A 14724-nucleotide genomic window follows, 5' to 3' on the forward strand; every position below is an offset into this window, starting at 1 on the left:
CGTATGTTCGAGCTCATCGAGCCGATCGCCACCGTCACCTTCTCCGAGGTGCCGAACGAGGCGTTCCTGGCCCTCGGCATGCGCAACTACTGGGACGGATACTTCGCGGGCCGGGCCGCGCCGCTGGGACGGGCACCGGCCGAGGTGGTGCACGCGGTCTTCTACAACTTCGCCGACGGCGAGGTGGCGCGCCACATCCCGTGGGTCTGGGGGAAGACCACTCCGGAGGAGGCGATCGCCGTGCGCGAGCGGGGCAGCGCCGCCGCGCTGCGGCAGATGATCGTGGAGCTCGCCGACTCCCCCGGGTTGGTGCGGGCAGCCGACCTCGCCACCCGAGCAGCGGTCAGCGCGCCGACCGAGGGCCGAGTGCTGTACGCGGGGCTCCGGGCGCTCGACGTGCCCGAGGAGCCGGTGGCCAGGCTCTGGCACGCGGCGACGCTGCTGCGCGAGCACCGCGGGGACGGCCACAACGCCGCCCTCGTCGCCCACGGCATCGGCGGCACCGAGGCCCACGTCCTCCTCGCTCTCTCCCTCGGGATGAGGGCCGAGGAGTTCGGCCGGATCCACCACCTGCCCAAGGCACGGCTGGACGCTGTCATCGACGGGCTGCGCGACCGCGGCCTCGTGGACGCCGACGGCGGGTTCACCGACGCCGGCCGGGAGACCAAGGGACGGATCGAGGCCCTCACCGACGAGCTGGCGGCGCCGCCGTACGACGTGCTCAGCGCGGACGAGCTCGACGAGCTGGTCGCGGGGCTGGAGCCGATCGCCGCCGCGGCAGCGGCCGCCGACGACTGAGCAGGCGCAACAGCCGGCGGCCACGCCCCAGAGGCGACTGACGAAGCTCTCTCACCAGCAGCTACAGCGCAAGGGGCGCCTTTGTTCAGACCGCGGACTGCGGCCGATCAGGTTCTGCGCGAGATGACCATGATGTATTCGCAGGGGGCGTTCGTTCGGTTGGCGAAGCCGTGGTCGGCGTCGGCCTGGAAGAACAGGGAGTCGCCTGTGTTCAGGGTCTCGCTGATCCCGCCGATCGCGACGGTGAGGGTGCCTTCGAGCACCACGAGTTGCTTCTCCGTACCCGGCGGATAGGCGGGCAGCAGCCCGGTAGAGACCTGTGCGGGGAGGTGGTGGACGATCATTTCGGCTCCTCCCGCACCTGGGGCCGCCGACACCATGTGCCGCTCGAAGCCGGTTTCCGGGTCGCGGAAAACGGGGCGATCGGTCTTGCGCATGACGATGGCCACACCGGACGCGGCAGCAGCCGGCGCTCCGATCAGGTCCGAGAGCGGCGCGTCGAGCGCGTGGGCGATCCTGGACGCGACGCCGATCGTCGGGCTCTTCTCACCGCGTTCGACCTTGGACAGCATCGCCCGGCTGACCGACGACCGTGTGGACAGCTGCTCCAGTGTCAGGCCCGCCTCCTCGCGGCGTCGCCGCACGTTACCGCCGAACGCACCGGCCAGGTCGTCACCGTGCTGTGGTTCGGCGGCGTTTCCGTCTTGCTCGACCACCGTGCTCCTCGATCGATGGGCACCTCACTGCCCACAGTGTAGAGTTTCTCCTAAAGAAGAACATTCTTCTATTGGAGACAGACGATGTGCGCCCAGCACGACGGAGGTTCCATGCGTTTGATCTCGAGTGGCCGGCTCCATGCCACGTTCGCATTCGGCGATCTGCAGGTGATCTCGTTGCGAGACGGGTACATCGACATGCCGCCGACACGGCTCCGCGACGAGGACGGCTGCACGCTCGCTGAGCTGCCGGCCGCCGTCCCGCTGGCCGGCGGCAACCTGCGGCTGTCGGTCAACGCCTTCTTCGTCACCGACGGCACGCGGTCGGTTCTCATCGACACCGGCGCGTCCAACGCCTGGCACGACCCCACCATGGGATTGATCTACGACGCGCTCGACGAAGCGGGAATCGACCGTGGGCAGATCACCGATGTGGCCATCACCCACAGGCACGAAGACCACGTGAGCGGCCTGATCGCGCCGGACGACTCAGAGGCGTTCACCGAACTCGAGCGCGTGTGGATCGGCGCGGGTGACGCCTCCGTGTTCACGGGGCGGCTCGCGCCGATCCGCGACCGGGTCGTACCCGTGTCGGAGAAGGTCGCGATCAACGACTGGACCACCGCGATCCCGACACCGGGCCACACCCCTGGTCACACCGTCTACGAGATCAGGGGCGGCACCGGCCGCCTTCTCGTCTGGGGCGACACCGTTCACGTTCCCACGCTCCAATTCGAACGGCCGAACGTGTCCTGGGAGCTCGACGGCGACCAGTCCCAAGCTCGCGCCGCGCGAGCGGCACTCCTCGAACAGCTGACCCGACCGCACCACTTCGTGGCCGGCGCCCACCTCGACTCACCCGGCATCGCCCGCGTCACCCCCTCCGGCGACGGTTACGCGCTGGAATACCTCGCGCCACCGATCGGCTGATCGAGCCTCTCGACTCCGGAACGCACTGGGCCGTGCGCCTGCTCGGATGATCACGCGGCGCTCGCCGACCCGGCGACCCGCGCGATCAGGCTCCGCCGCCAGGAGGGCTCTGGCGTGCGGTGCCTTTGCGGCGCGGCTTCGCCGACCGGGGCGGGATGGCGCGCATGTGATCGCGGACGACGGTGAGGACGCGAGCGAGGCTGTCGACGTCCTCGGGCGCGAGCGGTTCGAGGAAGAGTTGCCGCAGGACGTCGATGTGACCGGGGAACACCCTGGCGAGCACGTCCCGTCCCGCCGCGGTGATGGTCACCGTCACGCCCCGGTCGTCCTCCGCGGACGGGCCGCGGGCGACGAGCCCGGCCTTCTCCAGCAGCCCCACCTGATAGGTCAGGCCGCTGCGGCTGTACACGACCCCGTCGGCCAGCTCGGTCATGCGCCGGCTGCCGTCCGCAGCGTCCCCGAGCGTGGCCAGGAGCTGGAACTGGACGTAGCTGAGGTCGCCGGCGTCGCGCAGCTGCTGCTCCACCGTGTGGCGCAGGAGGCTGCTCACCTCGATCAGCGCGAAGTACGCGCCGAGTTCGGCGGGATCGAGCGGCGGAGGGGGCTCTGCTTCGGTCATGCCGCCATCGTACTTGCTTCGACTTCGAAGCAGTGTTAACCTCACCCCAGTGCTTCGAATTCGAAGCACTACTCTAGAAGGAAGAAGCTAGTCATGAAGGCAGTGCGTTTCCACGAGTACGGCGATGCCGATGTCCTGCGCTTCGAGGACGTGGCGCTGCCCGTCCCCGGCGCCGGTGAGGTTCGCATCCGGGTCGCTGCGACGTCGTTCAACCCGGTCGACGCCGGTATCCGCGGCGGTGGTCTCCAGGGCCCGTTCCCGGTGACGCTCCCCCACACGCCCGGCATCGACGTCGCCGGAACGGTCGACGCGCTCGGTGACGGCGTCGACGCGGTGGCGGTCGGCGACGAGGTCGTCGGATTCCTCCCGATGATCGGCGACGGCGCGGCCGCCGAGTACGTCATCGCGCCCGCCGAGGTCCTGGCGGCCGCACCTTCGAGCGTGCCGCTCGCCGACGCGGCGGCCCTGCCGCTGGTGGGCCTGACCGCATGGCAGGCACTGTTCGAGCTCGGCGAGCTCACCGCCGGGCAGCGCGTCCTCATCACCGGCGCCGGAGGCGCTGTCGGCGGCTACGCGGTGCAGCTGGCGAAGAACGCCGGCGCGCACGTCATCGCCACGGCGAGCCCGCGCAGCGCGGACCGGGTCCGGGCCGCCGGCGCCGACGAGGTCCTCGACCACACCGTGACCGACGTGGTGGACGCGGTGGCCGAGCCGGTCGACCTCCTGCTCAACCTCGCACCGATCGAGCCCTCGCAGCTCGCCGGCCAGGCCGCTCTCGTGCGGTCCGGCGGGGCCGTGGTCAACACCACGGTGTGGATGCAGGCGCCGAGCGACGAGGCACGCCGCGTGCGCGGGCTCAACGTCTTCGTCCGGAGCGACGCGAAGCAGCTCGCCGGCCTCGTGGAGGCGGTCGACCGAGGCGAGCTTCGCATCGACGTCAGCCGCCGTGTCCAGCTCGAGGACCTTCCGGTGTTCCACGCGGAAGCCGCCGCCGGTGCCGTGTCCGGCAAGGTCGTCGTCCTTGCGCCGACCGCCTGACCCCTCTCCTCGAACGGAACCGACCATCGACTGCCGGCGGGGGGGTGGACGTTCAGCGCGCTATTCGACGGTGGACGTCTTCGAGCAGGTTCCGCATCGACAGGCGGAAGATCTCGGCCTGGTGGTCGCCGAGGAAGGACATGTGGCCGAACACCTCCAGGACGACGAGGCCGTGCATGTGGCCCCACGCGCTCATGAGCAGGGACGTCGCGGAGGGGATGGTCTCCGAGCCGACCGCCGGCTGGGCCGCCAGATGCGCCCGGAGGGGGGCCGAGAGCGCGGAGGTGTCGGCGGCGGCGAGTTGCGTCTCGGTGAACCCGCCGAACAGTTCGCGCTGGAAGATCCCGCTCATCTGTCGCAACGCACGGGTGGTCGGGCCCTCGGCGGGGGCCGCGTAGTCCCGCAGCGGGGTCCCGTAGATGAGCTGGAATCGCTCGGGATGGGTGACGGCCCAACGGCGGTAGCTCTCGGTCGCGGCCATGAAGCGCGCCGCGTGCGAGTCGCCTGGTTCGGTGTCGATGGCGGTCTGCACGGCGCCGGCGAGGTCGGTGTAGGTCTTGGAGATGAGCGCGGTGACCAGGGCGTTCCGGTTCGGGAAGTAGTGGTAGAGCGCCTGGACGGTCATCCCGAGGCTTCGCGCGACGGCCCGCAGGGACAGGGCGGCGGGTCCGCGTTCGGTGATGTGGCGCTCGGCGGCGTCGACGATCTCCTGGGTGGCGACGGCCTGGCGGCGCTGGCGCAGGGAGGGCGGAGCCGTCACGTCGTCGTCCGGGGGCATGGGCCGACCGTACGGCAGATCCGGCGCGTTCTAACAGTGTTCAAAAAAATCTCACACTGCCAATTCTCCACCGGCCTCACTAGCGTCGTTGCGGCGACGAGGAGGTGCGGCTCCGCACCTCCCTCCGCCGGGGCCGAGGCGCCTCCGCGGAGCACTGCGCCGGCCTTCCCCGTGCACCCGGCTGCTTCCGTCGTGCCCACCGCAAGGAAGCAAAGGAGATCCTTTCGTGTTCGAACGCTTGGCCGAGCTGGCGATTCGCCGGTCCCGGCTGGTCCTCGCCGTCGCCGTGGTGGCGCTGGCCCTCATGGGCGCCGTGGGCGCCGGCGCGTTCACCAAGCTGGTGGGGGGCGGGTACGACGATCCATCGTCCCAGTCCAGCCGGGCCGTGAAGGTCATCGACGACAAATTCGGCGGAGAGACGAACCTGGTCCTGCTGGTCCGTGCCGTGGACGGCGGCGTCGACGCCCCGGCCGCCGAGCGGAGCGGCCGGGCCCTGGTGGCCGACCTCAGGAAGGAGAAGGACCTCGCGAACGTCGTCTCGTACTGGGACGCGGGCGGCCCCGGCCTCCGCTCCCGGGACGGGCGCGACGCCATGGTGCTCGCCCATGTGACGGGCGACGAGACGCAGCAGCGGGAGAACGCCAAAAGGCTCCTCGACACCTACTCCGGAACGTACAAGGGCGGGCTCACGGTCAAGGCCGGCGGCGGTACGGCCGTGGGCAGCGACATGTCGACCCAGGTGGTCGAGGACCTCGCACTGGCCGAGGCCATCGCCATACCGCTGACCCTCGTGCTGCTCCTGTTCGTCTTCGGCAGCGTCGTCTCGGCACTGCTGCCGCTGGCCATCGCGGTCATCGCCATCGCGGGTTCGCTCGCCGAACTGTCGGTGCTCGGCGGCCTCACCGACGTCGCCGATACCGCGACGAACCTCACGACCGCTCTGGGCCTCGGGCTCGGCATCGACTACGCCCTGCTGATGGTCAGCCGCTTCAGGGAGCAGCTCGCGGCCGGGGCGAGCGTGGACGACGCCGTCCGGCGGACGGTGAACACGGCGGGCCGCACCATCGCGTTCTCCGCGGCGACGGTGGCGGCCGCGCTCGCGGCGCTCCTGGTCTTCCCCCAGTACTTCCTCCGCTCGTTCGGATACGCCGGGGTCGGCGTCGTCGCCATCGCGGCCGTCGGCACGCTGCTCGTGATGCCGTCCCTGCTCGTCGTCCTGGGGCACCGCGTGAACAGCGGGCGGCTGCCGTGGGCGAAGCAGGCTCAGCAGGCGCAGCCCGACGCGCGGACGCCGATGTGGGGGCGGCTGGCCCGAACCGTCATGCGGCGGCCCGCGCTCACCGCGCTGCCGGTACTCGTGATGCTGCTGCTGGCGGCGAGCCCGCTGCTCGGCATCACCTTCGGCACGCCGGACGAACGCGTGCTGCCCAAGGACGCCCAGAGCCGGCAGGTCGCGTCAATGCTGCGGGAGAACTTCAACGGCGACGAGAACGCGGCGCTCCACGTCGTCATCGACAAGCCGGTGAGCAAGGCCTCGCTGGCGTCGTACGCGACCGAGCTGTCCAAGCTCAAGGGCGTCCTCCGCGTTGAGGCCGGCACAGGGACCTACACCGGCGGGCAATCCGCGCCGGCGGGCCCCGGCGGCGCGGCCCTCGGCCGGCCCACCGCGCAGCGGATGAACGTGGTGAGCGGCCTCGCACCGCGGTCGGACGAGGCGCAGGACCTGGTCGGCCAGGTACGGGCGGTCACGCCGCCCGCCGGGACGCACCCCCTGGTGGGCGGAAACGACGCCGCGCTCGTCGACGCCAAGGCCTCGATCGGCGGCCGGCTCCCGATCGCCCTGGGCCTGGTCGGCCTCACCACCTTCGTCCTGCTCTTCCTGTTCACCGGCAGCGTCGTCCAGCCGCTGCGCGCGCTGCTCCTCAACCTGGTCAGCCTCGGCGCGACCCTCGGCATCGTCACCTGGATCTTCCAGGACGGCCACTTCTCCTCGCTGCTCGGCTTCACGGCGCAGCCGATGGAGGTGTCGATGACCGTGCTGATGTTCTGCATCGCCTTCGGCCTGTCGATGGACTACGAGGTGTTCGTCACCAGCCGGATCAAGGAACTGCACGACCTGGGCGAGGACACCGGGTCCGCCGTGACCCGCGGGCTCGGCCACACCGGACGGATCGTCAGCGCGGCGGCCTGCCTGCTCGCGGTGAGCTTCTTCGCGTTCGGCACCGCCGAGCTCAGCTTCATGCAGATGTTCGGGGTGGGCAGCGGGCTGGCCATCCTCGTCGACGCCATCGCCGTGCGCGGCTTCCTCGTGCCCGCGGCGATGCGCCTGCTCGGCCGCTCGGCCTGGTACGCGCCACCCGTCTTGCGCAGGTTCCATGCGCGGTTCGGCCTCAGCGAGGGCGGCCCCGAGGCCGCGCCGGCGGCCGTGATGGCCGAATCGTCATAGGTCCCAGTGCCGTGTGCCCGCCTCCGAACCGAGGCGGGCACACGCATGTCCCGGCGATCGATGCTTGCCGACAAGCCGCCCGTGGTCGGATCAGCGTTGTGCGTTGACGAGGCGCGACACCAGGGTGATGAACTGACGCCGCTGGGCGGCCGTCAAAGGCGCCAGGAATTCGTCCTGGATGCCGTCGATGACCTTGTCGAGTTCGAGGAGCCGTTCCACGCCTTCCGCCGTGATCGTGACGATGTTCCGGCGCTTGTGCGCGGGATCGGCCGACCGCTCGACCAGATGGCGCGACTCGAGCTCGGTCAGGGCGGCGGTCACGTCGCTGCGGTCGATCCTGGTCATCCGGCCGAGGTCGGCCTGACTCGCGGGCCCCCACTCCTCCAGCGCGGCGAGGAGCCGGTAGTGGTAGCCGCGCAGTCCGCCGCCATGGGACTCGAAACCGGCGTTCAGCAGCCCTGAAGAGCGCGTGTACGCCCGGCTGACCAGCCAGGTCGCACGTCCTTCGAGCCGGGTCGGAGCGGGGCCGCCGTCGTGGTGGTTCGTGGGCACGCGCCAAGCGTAACAGTTGTGGGGCACGCCAACACTCGCTATGTTGGCCAGGCCAACACATCCGCCGCCGCGCCCACCGCGTTGACGACCATGTGATCTTCGGCCCTCCGAGAGGAACCACCGGCATGTCACAGCAAGAAGGAGCCACGGCGAGCGGTCCCGTCGCCGCCGGCGATCCGGTGCCGGACCGCCGGCTCGGCGTCGCCACGTGGGTCATCGCCTTCGCGCGGTTCCTGGTCGTGCTCGACGGCACGATCATGATCGTCGCGCTCCCGAGCATCCAGGACTCGCTGAAGATCTCCTCGTCGAACCTGAACTGGGTGATCAACGCGTACTCGCTGACGTTCGGCGGGCTGATGCTCGTCGCCGGGCGGGTCGGCGACCTCTACGGCCGCAAGAGGGTCTTCAGCGCCGGCCTGGTGCTGTTCGGCGCGGCCTCGCTGCTCGGCGGGCTGGCGCCCACCGGCGGCGCCCTGATCGGGTTCCGCGCCGTCCAGGGTGTCGGGGCCGCGATCGCCACCCCCGGCGCGCTGTCGCTGCTGATCGCCACCTTCCCCGAAGGCAGGCCCCGCACCAGGGCGCTCGGCCTGTACGGCGGGATGACCGGGCTGGCCTCGGTCATGGGCCTGGTCTTGGGCGGCGTCCTGACCACCTACGCCAGCTGGCGCTGGGTGCTGCTGGTGAACGTCCCGGTCATCATCGGCGTCCTGCTCGGCGTCAACGCCCTGGACGAGGGCGAGCCCGCCGGGCAGACCAGGATCGACGTCCTCGGGGCGATCACCGCCACCCTCGGTGCCGGCTCGCTGGTCTACGCGGTGGACCGGGTCGGCGAGCACGGCTGGAGCGACGCCGTGGTCGTCAGCTGCCTGATCGCCTCGGCCCTCCTGCTGGCCGCGTTCGTGGTCCTCCAGCGCACCGGCCGCGCGCCGATGATCCCGCGCGAGGTCGTCAGCGACCGCGGCCGTGTCGGGGCGAACATCGTCACGCTGCTGATGTCGACCGGCAGCTTCGCCACGTACTACTTCCTGACCCTGTACATGCAGCAGGTGCTGGGCTACTCCGCGCTGCGGACCGGCCTGATGTACCTGCCGCTCGCGGTGGGCTTCGGCATCGCAGCCGGCGCCGTGGGCCCGCAACTGCTCGCCCGCACCTCGGAGAAGGCCGCCCTGTCGCTGGCCCTCGCGCTCGCCGCCGCGGGCACCGCCTGGTTCGGCTTCCTGACGGTGCACTCCAGCGTCTACGGGATGATGATGCCGGCGTCGCTGGTCACCGGCCTGGGACTGGGTGCCACCGTCGTCGTCGCCACCGGGGTCGGTGTCCGCGGAATCGACAGCTCCGAGGCCGGCATCGGCTCCGCGCTGCTCACCGCCGGCTCACAGATCGGCGGTGCGCTGGGCCTGGCGGGGCTGGCGACCGTCGCGGTCACGACGACCCGGCACGCGGCGGAGGGCACCGCCCTGCCGGACGCACTGGTCCACGGCTACACGGCGGGCTTCAAGGTCGCCGTCGGGCTGTACCTGCTCGGCATCGTGGTCTCCCTGGTCACCATCACGCCCCACGCCGGCGGGTCCCCTGCGTCAGGGGCAGGAAGAGTTCGTCGATGATCGACCGGATGCGTGCGGGCTTCAGGGGTTCGAGGTCCATGAGCAGGTCGTGGCGCACCAGGTCGAACGGCATGGCGAGCACCGCTGGAGGGATCCGGCCCAGGTCGATCTCGCCGCGGTCGTGGGCGCGCTGGTAGATGGTCCGGACGCGCGAGAGCGCCTGGTCTCCCAGGATGCGGTCGCGCGCCTGGGCGGGGGTGAGGCCGGTGCCGGCCAGCAGGCCGGAGAAGGCGGCGGCCGCCGCGACGGCGAAGAAGGCGGCGCGGGCCTCGCCCATGCCGGTCAGCGCGGCCAGGAGATCGCCGCGCAGGGTGCCCGTGTCGGGGACGTCGACCGGGTGGCTGCTCCGGTAGTGCTCCAGCGCGGCGAGCACGAGCTGGTCCTTGTTGGCCCAGCGGCGGTACAGCACCGCGATGCCGGTACCGGCGCGGGACGCGACGGACTCCATGGTCAGCTTCGCGAAGCCGGCTTCGACCAGCTCGTCCCAGGCCGCGTCCAGCAGCGCGGCCTCGAGCTCGGGCCCGCGCCGGCGTTGGCGCGGGGGCACTGCGGCAGGTTCTGTCACGGCTCCAGAATAAGGAAGGTTTGCATTTCTTAGCAACCGCCCCCTACTCTCATAAGAGATGGATTCAACTCTTATTCGGCCGTGGCGATGAGGGTCGTCCGGCAGAGGGGACGGCGATGGGCATGAGCACAGCGACGGCGGCGGGCGAGCGTTCCACCTTCTTCACCGACCCGGGGATGAAATCGATGGCCCGGGCGATGCTCGGCCGGGTGCACACCGGCGCGGCGGATGCCGGTGAGGCGTTGACGACGATGGACCGCATCACCGACGGCGACTACGCCTCGTGGGAACGCGAGTGGGAGGCGACGGCCGATCGCATCGCCGCGATCGGCGACGACTGCCTGCGCCGATGCCACCGGGTGAGCGGCCGCAACGCCCTGCTGCGCGCCGCGACGTACTACACGGCGTGCGTCCTGGTCGTCGACGGGTGCGACGAGCCGGAGACCGTGCTGACACGGACGTTCGCCGCGTACCGCCGGTGCTGGGAGCAGTACCTCGGTCTCCTGGACAACCCGCCCGAGCGTCTGGACATCCCCTATGAGGGCACGACGATGCCCGGCTGGTTCTTCGCCGCCGACGGCGACGGCCCGAAGCCGACGCTCGTGATGGCCAACGGCGCCGACGGCGCACTGAGCTACCTATGGCCCGGCTACGGCTCCGAGGCGGCGGCGCGCGGCTACAACGTCGTGTTGTTCGACGGACCCGGCCAGCAGCGCATGCTGTTCGAGCGCGGCGTCCCTTTCCGGCCCGACTGGGAGCACGTCATCACGCCGGTCGTCGACGCGGCGCTGCGCCGCCCGGACGTCGACCCGCGGCGGCTCGTCCTCTACGCCGTCAGTCAGGGCGGCTACTGGGGCCCGCGGGCGCTGGCGTTCGAGCACCGCTTCGCGGCCGCGGTCATCGACGGCGGGGTGGTCGACGTGTCCGCGGCGTGGCGTGATCTCCTGGGCCCCGATCTGATGGCGATCCTCGACGCCGGCGAGCGCGACCGGTTCGACGCGGCGATCGACCGCGCCACGCCGAACGCCAAGCGGGTCGTCGCCTGGCGGACCAAGCCGTACGGCTGCCCGAGCGTCTTCGACACCCACCGCGAGGTCCTGCGCTACCGGATCACGCCAGAGGTCGCCGCACAGATCACGACGCCGGTGCTCATCGCCGATCCCGACGGCGAGAAGTACTTCGCCGGCCAGCCCGAACGCCTCTACGACATGCTCCCGGGCGAGAAGGAGCTCGTCCGCTTCACCGAGGCCGAAGGAGCCGCCGGGCACTGCCAGCCGATGGCCCGGGCCCTCGCCGCCCAGCGGTTCTTCGACTACCTCGACGACCGCGTCGGCCTCGGCTCCCCCGGCCCGGAGCGGCTGGGTGAGTGATCACGCTTGCGGTCGGCGGTCGTCACGAAACACGCAGCCCGCGCAGGTCGAGCGGGGCCGCCCGGCCGGACGCCTCGCGCACGGTCTCCGCGCGCGGTGGGGCGCCCAGGCGGGCGGCGAGGTCTTCGCGCAACCGCGTCAGCCGTGAGATCTCGGCGTCCAGGGCCTGCAGGCGGCGCAGGGCCACGCCGGACGCCCGCGCGCAGTCCGGACCGGCGTAGTCCGGGAGCGTGTCCCCCTCCAAAAGCTGGAGGCGGTCCGCGCTGTGGCGCACGTCCTCGATGGTCAGCCCGAGGGCCAGCAACTGCCGGATGATGCGGACCCGGTTCACCTCTTGGGGCCCGTACTCGCGCTGCCCACCGGCCGTGCGGGAGGGCGGCGGAAGCAGACCGCGCTTCTCGTAGAACCTCAGTGCCCGCGGGGTCGTTCCGGCCGCCGCCGCGGCGTCACCGATCCGCATCCGCCCTCCCACTTCGCCCGGCCGCGGCTCCGCGCGGCTACAACTCCACGACGACGGCGCCGAGGTGACGGCCGCCGATCACCTCGTGCAACGCCTGCGGGGCGTTTTCGATGCCCGCGATCCGGACGTGCGGGAACGTCAGCTCGCCGGACCGCAGCCAACCGCCGACGGGCTCGGCCCAGCGCCCCTGGGCGTCGTCGTCCATGCCGCCGAAGCCGCGCATCTCGATCCGCTTGACGATCAGCTGGAAGGAATCGATCTCGACAGGTCCGGTGGTGCCGGGAAGACCGGGAGACAACTGCCCGGCGAGAGCGCCGATGAGGGCGAAGCGCGCGCCGGGGCGCGCGGCGGCGACGGCCGCCTGGAGCTGCTCGCCGCCGACGTTGTCGACCAGGATGTCGATGCCCTCGGGGGCGGCGTCCGCGAGCTGCTCGGCGATCGGCTTCCCGTCCGGTCCGGCGCCGCGGATCACGGCGGCGTCGTAGCCGAGCTCGGTGACGAGGCGCTCGGCCTTGGCGGGGGAACCGGTGCTGCCGACGACCCGTCCCGCGCCGAGCAACCGGGCGATCTGGCCGGCCAGCGAGCCGACGCCGCCCGCGCCACCGGTGACGAAGACGGTGTCGCCGCGGCGGACCGGCGCGTCCCGCGTCAGCGCCGTGTAGGCGAGCGCCGCCGATCCGAGATGCACGACGGGATCGGGCAGCGCGCCGTCCACCGGCGTCCACTGCCCGGCGGGGACGGCCGCGTACTCGCGCCATCCGAGGAAGTGCTGGACCAGGTCGCCGGGGCGCAGGCCGGTGTCCGGCGGCGCGGAGACGACCTCGCCGATCGCCGCTCCGAACAGGGTGTCCCCCGGCCGCAGCGGCGGGTAGGGAGCGCCGGGAACGCCTCCGCCGAGGAGCGTCCGCAGCGCGGGGAAGACGTGGAAGAACCGGTTCCGGACGAGCACGTCACCGTCGCCGGGCACCGGCGGCGGCGTCCGCTCGATCGCGAAGTGCTCCGGCTTCGGCAGGCCGTCGGGCAGGGCGGCGAGCCGTACTTCGCGAACGGACGCGGGCAAGCTGGGCATAGGACGCTCCTCGAATCAGGACGGCTCGGGCCCGGCATGACGCCGGGCGTGGCGACGCTAACCCCTGACCCGCGCGTCAAAGGCAAGCGCTCCGTCCCGGTTTCCATCCACGCGAGCACCCCAGGCGCGGCAAGAGGGCCGAGTCACGGTGGGGTGTTCCTTTCGGGTGGGAATTCGCCGGTCAGGAATTCCCGGCCGACCTCGGTCTGCCTGTAGGCCACCGGGTCATGGAGGGCACGGGCGTAGTGCCAGAACCGCGCCAGGCCCGGGCTCGACCGGGCCGAGCCGGGACCGGCGAGCTCGAAGACGCGGGAGGCGACCGCCAGCGAGGCCTGGACGGCGGCGATCTTGGCGGTGGCGACCAGGACCCCCGGCGCGCCGCACGCCCGCCCGGACGGCTCCGCAGCGTCAGCCCCGTGCAGGGCCGGACTCAGCTCCTCGACGGCCTGGTCCGCCAGCGCGCGCGCCGCGCGCACCTGGGCCAGCAGGCCGCCGTAGGCGCCGGACAGGTAGGCGTCGCCGCCGTTCCGCCTCGCCTGCCCGAGCGGCCAGGGCCGGGACCTGGCGACCGCGTGCGCGCGGGCGGCGTTCAGGGCCCCTTCGGCGATGCCGATGTAGAGCGCGGCGACCTCGCGCACGACCTGGTAGGCGGTGCGCCAGCAGGCCCCGCCGCCGCCGTGGTGCGCGGGGATCGGCAGCGCGAGCAGCCCGGCCCGCCGCAGGGCCTCGGCGCCGCGCGCCTGCGGGCGCCCGGCGTACCGGCCGTCCGGGTCGTCCACGGCCGGCGCGGCCGCGGTGGTCCGGGCCAGCGCGAGCCAGCCCGCGTGGTCGCGTGGGGAGGCCTGCTGCGCGGGCTGGTCGCACGTGGTGGTCACGGTCGTCTCCCAAGGGGCCGGAGCATCCGGCGGACGCGGGGAGTGTAAAGGTCCACCGGGCAAAGAATCAAACTAAATCAGTAGGAAATACATGTTATTGACGAGCGCCGGGCTGCCCCGGCCAGCCGCGCCGGTCCTCCGGCGACAGCAGCAGCACCTCCATCGCCCGCGCGCATGACTGGGCGTGCGCCAGGAACCACGGGACCCGCGCGTCCGAGACGACCTCGGGCGTCGAGCGCAGCGCGAGCGCGTAACGGGCGTGGCCGGCACGGTCCAGCAGCGGGACGGCGAGGGTGCGCACGCCCTCGGCGGACTCGCCGTCGTTCATCGCGTGCCCGGCGGCGCGGGTCCGCTCGACCTCCGCGCGCAGCGCGTCCACGTCCGCGATGGTCCGGCCGGTGAGCGGGCGCAGCGGCGCCAGCCCGGCCAGGTCGTCCGCGCCGGGCCGGGGCCAGGCGAGCAGCACCTTGCCGAGCGCGGTGGAGTGCAGCGGGCGGCGCAGCCCGACGCCGTCCTCGGTGCGCCGCACGGTGCCGCCGGCGAGCAGCAGCGCGTGGTCGCCGCTGCGGATCGCGAGGTCGGCCGTCGTCCCGGTGACCCGGGCCAGGTGCTCCAGTTCCGGCGCGACCCGGTGCAGGCCCTGCTGGTGGAACGACAGCAGGCCCAGCTCGGTCACCGCCGGGCCGATGCGGTAGCGGGCGGCCGGGTCGCGGACGAGGAACTCCGCGCCCGCGAGGGTCTGCGCGAGCCGGTGCGCGGTCGAGGTGCTGAGGCCGAGGCGGCGGGCGACGCCGGACGCGGTCATCGGTGAGCCGCCGTCGCGGAAGCAGAGCAGGACGTCCAGCGCGCGCCGCACCGCCTGCCCGCCAACGGGATTTTCTGCCATGTTTCCCACCATATGGGA

15 protein-coding genes are annotated in these 14724 nt (G+C 72.0%); 6 read left to right on the forward strand and 9 right to left on the reverse strand.

Features of this window, described 5'->3' with window-relative positions:
• The first annotated feature begins 3 nt into the window (after positions 1 to 3).
• Positions 4 to 798: an SCO6745 family protein gene (locus ABD296_RS00540; RefSeq protein WP_344260086.1), complete on the forward strand. Its 795-nt coding sequence runs from the start codon at positions 4 to 6 to the stop codon at positions 796 to 798.
• Positions 799 to 905: 107 nt separating this feature from the next.
• On the opposite strand, the gene ABD296_RS00545 is transcribed toward ABD296_RS00540, so the two are convergent.
• Positions 906 to 1514: a helix-turn-helix domain-containing protein gene (locus ABD296_RS00545; protein ID WP_344260088.1), complete on the reverse strand. Its 609-nt coding sequence runs from the start codon at positions 1512 to 1514 to the stop codon at positions 906 to 908.
• An 84-nt stretch (positions 1515 to 1598) separates the two neighbouring features.
• On the opposite strand from ABD296_RS00545, the gene ABD296_RS00550 reads away from it, so the two are divergent.
• Entirely contained in the window at positions 1599 to 2444 is an 846-nt protein-coding gene (locus tag ABD296_RS00550) for an MBL fold metallo-hydrolase (protein ID WP_344260090.1), read from the forward strand.
• 85 nt (positions 2445 to 2529) lie between these two features.
• Here the strand turns inward: ABD296_RS00550 and ABD296_RS00555 are convergent, their stop codons facing one another.
• Positions 2530 to 3063, reverse strand: a complete 534-nt coding sequence (locus ABD296_RS00555; RefSeq protein WP_344260092.1) for a MarR family winged helix-turn-helix transcriptional regulator — start codon at positions 3061 to 3063, stop codon at positions 2530 to 2532.
• Between the two features lie 93 nt (positions 3064 to 3156).
• Between ABD296_RS00555 and ABD296_RS00560 the strand changes: the two genes are divergently transcribed.
• Positions 3157 to 4101 (forward strand): NADP-dependent oxidoreductase, encoded by a 945-nt coding sequence (locus tag ABD296_RS00560; protein ID WP_344260094.1) that lies wholly within the window; start codon positions 3157 to 3159, stop codon positions 4099 to 4101.
• 52 nt (positions 4102 to 4153) lie between these two features.
• Here ABD296_RS00560 and ABD296_RS00565 read toward each other — a convergent pair whose 3' ends face one another.
• Complete coding sequence (locus ABD296_RS00565) at positions 4154 to 4879, reverse strand: TetR/AcrR family transcriptional regulator (RefSeq protein ID WP_344260096.1); 726 nt, start codon at positions 4877 to 4879, stop codon at positions 4154 to 4156.
• 226 nt (positions 4880 to 5105) lie between these two features.
• Between ABD296_RS00565 and ABD296_RS00570 the strand changes: the two genes are divergently transcribed.
• Entirely contained in the window at positions 5106 to 7325 is a 2220-nt protein-coding gene (locus tag ABD296_RS00570; protein WP_344260098.1) for an MMPL family transporter, read from the forward strand.
• Positions 7326 to 7415: 90 nt separating this feature from the next.
• Here ABD296_RS00570 and ABD296_RS00575 read toward each other — a convergent pair whose 3' ends face one another.
• Positions 7416 to 7877 carry a MarR family winged helix-turn-helix transcriptional regulator gene (locus ABD296_RS00575; protein WP_344260100.1) on the reverse strand — a complete coding sequence of 154 codons (462 nt, stop codon included), beginning with the start codon at positions 7875 to 7877 and terminating at the stop codon, positions 7416 to 7418.
• A gap of 125 nt (positions 7878 to 8002) precedes the next feature.
• On the opposite strand from ABD296_RS00575, the gene ABD296_RS00580 reads away from it, so the two are divergent.
• Complete coding sequence (locus ABD296_RS00580; RefSeq protein ID WP_344260102.1) at positions 8003 to 9481, forward strand: MFS transporter; 1479 nt, start codon at positions 8003 to 8005, stop codon at positions 9479 to 9481.
• Here ABD296_RS00580 and ABD296_RS00585 read toward each other — a convergent pair.
• Entirely contained in the window at positions 9426 to 10046 is a 621-nt protein-coding gene (locus ABD296_RS00585; RefSeq protein WP_344260104.1) for a TetR/AcrR family transcriptional regulator, read from the reverse strand. The two genes, ABD296_RS00580 and ABD296_RS00585, sit on opposite strands and share 56 nt — an antisense overlap.
• 122 nt (positions 10047 to 10168) lie before the next feature.
• Between ABD296_RS00585 and ABD296_RS00590 the strand changes: the two genes are divergently transcribed.
• Entirely contained in the window at positions 10169 to 11416 is a 1248-nt protein-coding gene (locus tag ABD296_RS00590) for an alpha/beta hydrolase family protein (RefSeq protein ID WP_344260106.1), read from the forward strand.
• A 22-nt stretch (positions 11417 to 11438) separates the two neighbouring features.
• Here the strand turns inward: ABD296_RS00590 and ABD296_RS00595 are convergent, their stop codons facing one another.
• The 4 genes from ABD296_RS00595 to ABD296_RS00610 form a co-directional block, all read right to left on the reverse strand.
• Complete coding sequence (locus ABD296_RS00595) at positions 11439 to 11876, reverse strand: MerR family transcriptional regulator (protein WP_344260108.1); 438 nt, start codon at positions 11874 to 11876, stop codon at positions 11439 to 11441.
• Positions 11877 to 11913: 37 nt separating this feature from the next.
• Positions 11914 to 12945, reverse strand: a complete 1032-nt coding sequence (locus tag ABD296_RS00600) for an MDR family NADP-dependent oxidoreductase (protein ID WP_344260110.1) — start codon at positions 12943 to 12945, stop codon at positions 11914 to 11916.
• Positions 12946 to 13088: 143 nt separating this feature from the next.
• On the reverse strand, positions 13089 to 13820 hold the full coding sequence (locus tag ABD296_RS00605) for an acyl-CoA dehydrogenase family protein (RefSeq protein WP_344260112.1): 732 nt from the start codon (positions 13818 to 13820) through the stop codon (positions 13089 to 13091).
• A 94-nt stretch (positions 13821 to 13914) separates the two neighbouring features.
• Positions 13915 to 14706, reverse strand: a complete 792-nt coding sequence (locus ABD296_RS00610; protein WP_344260114.1) for an IclR family transcriptional regulator — start codon at positions 14704 to 14706, stop codon at positions 13915 to 13917.
• Between the last annotated feature and the right edge of the window lie 18 nt (positions 14707 to 14724).

Origin of the sequence: Actinomadura napierensis (assembly GCF_039529375.1) — a bacterium.
In the GTDB taxonomy this organism is placed as follows: Bacteria; Actinomycetota; Actinomycetes; order Streptosporangiales; family Streptosporangiaceae; genus Spirillospora; species Spirillospora napierensis.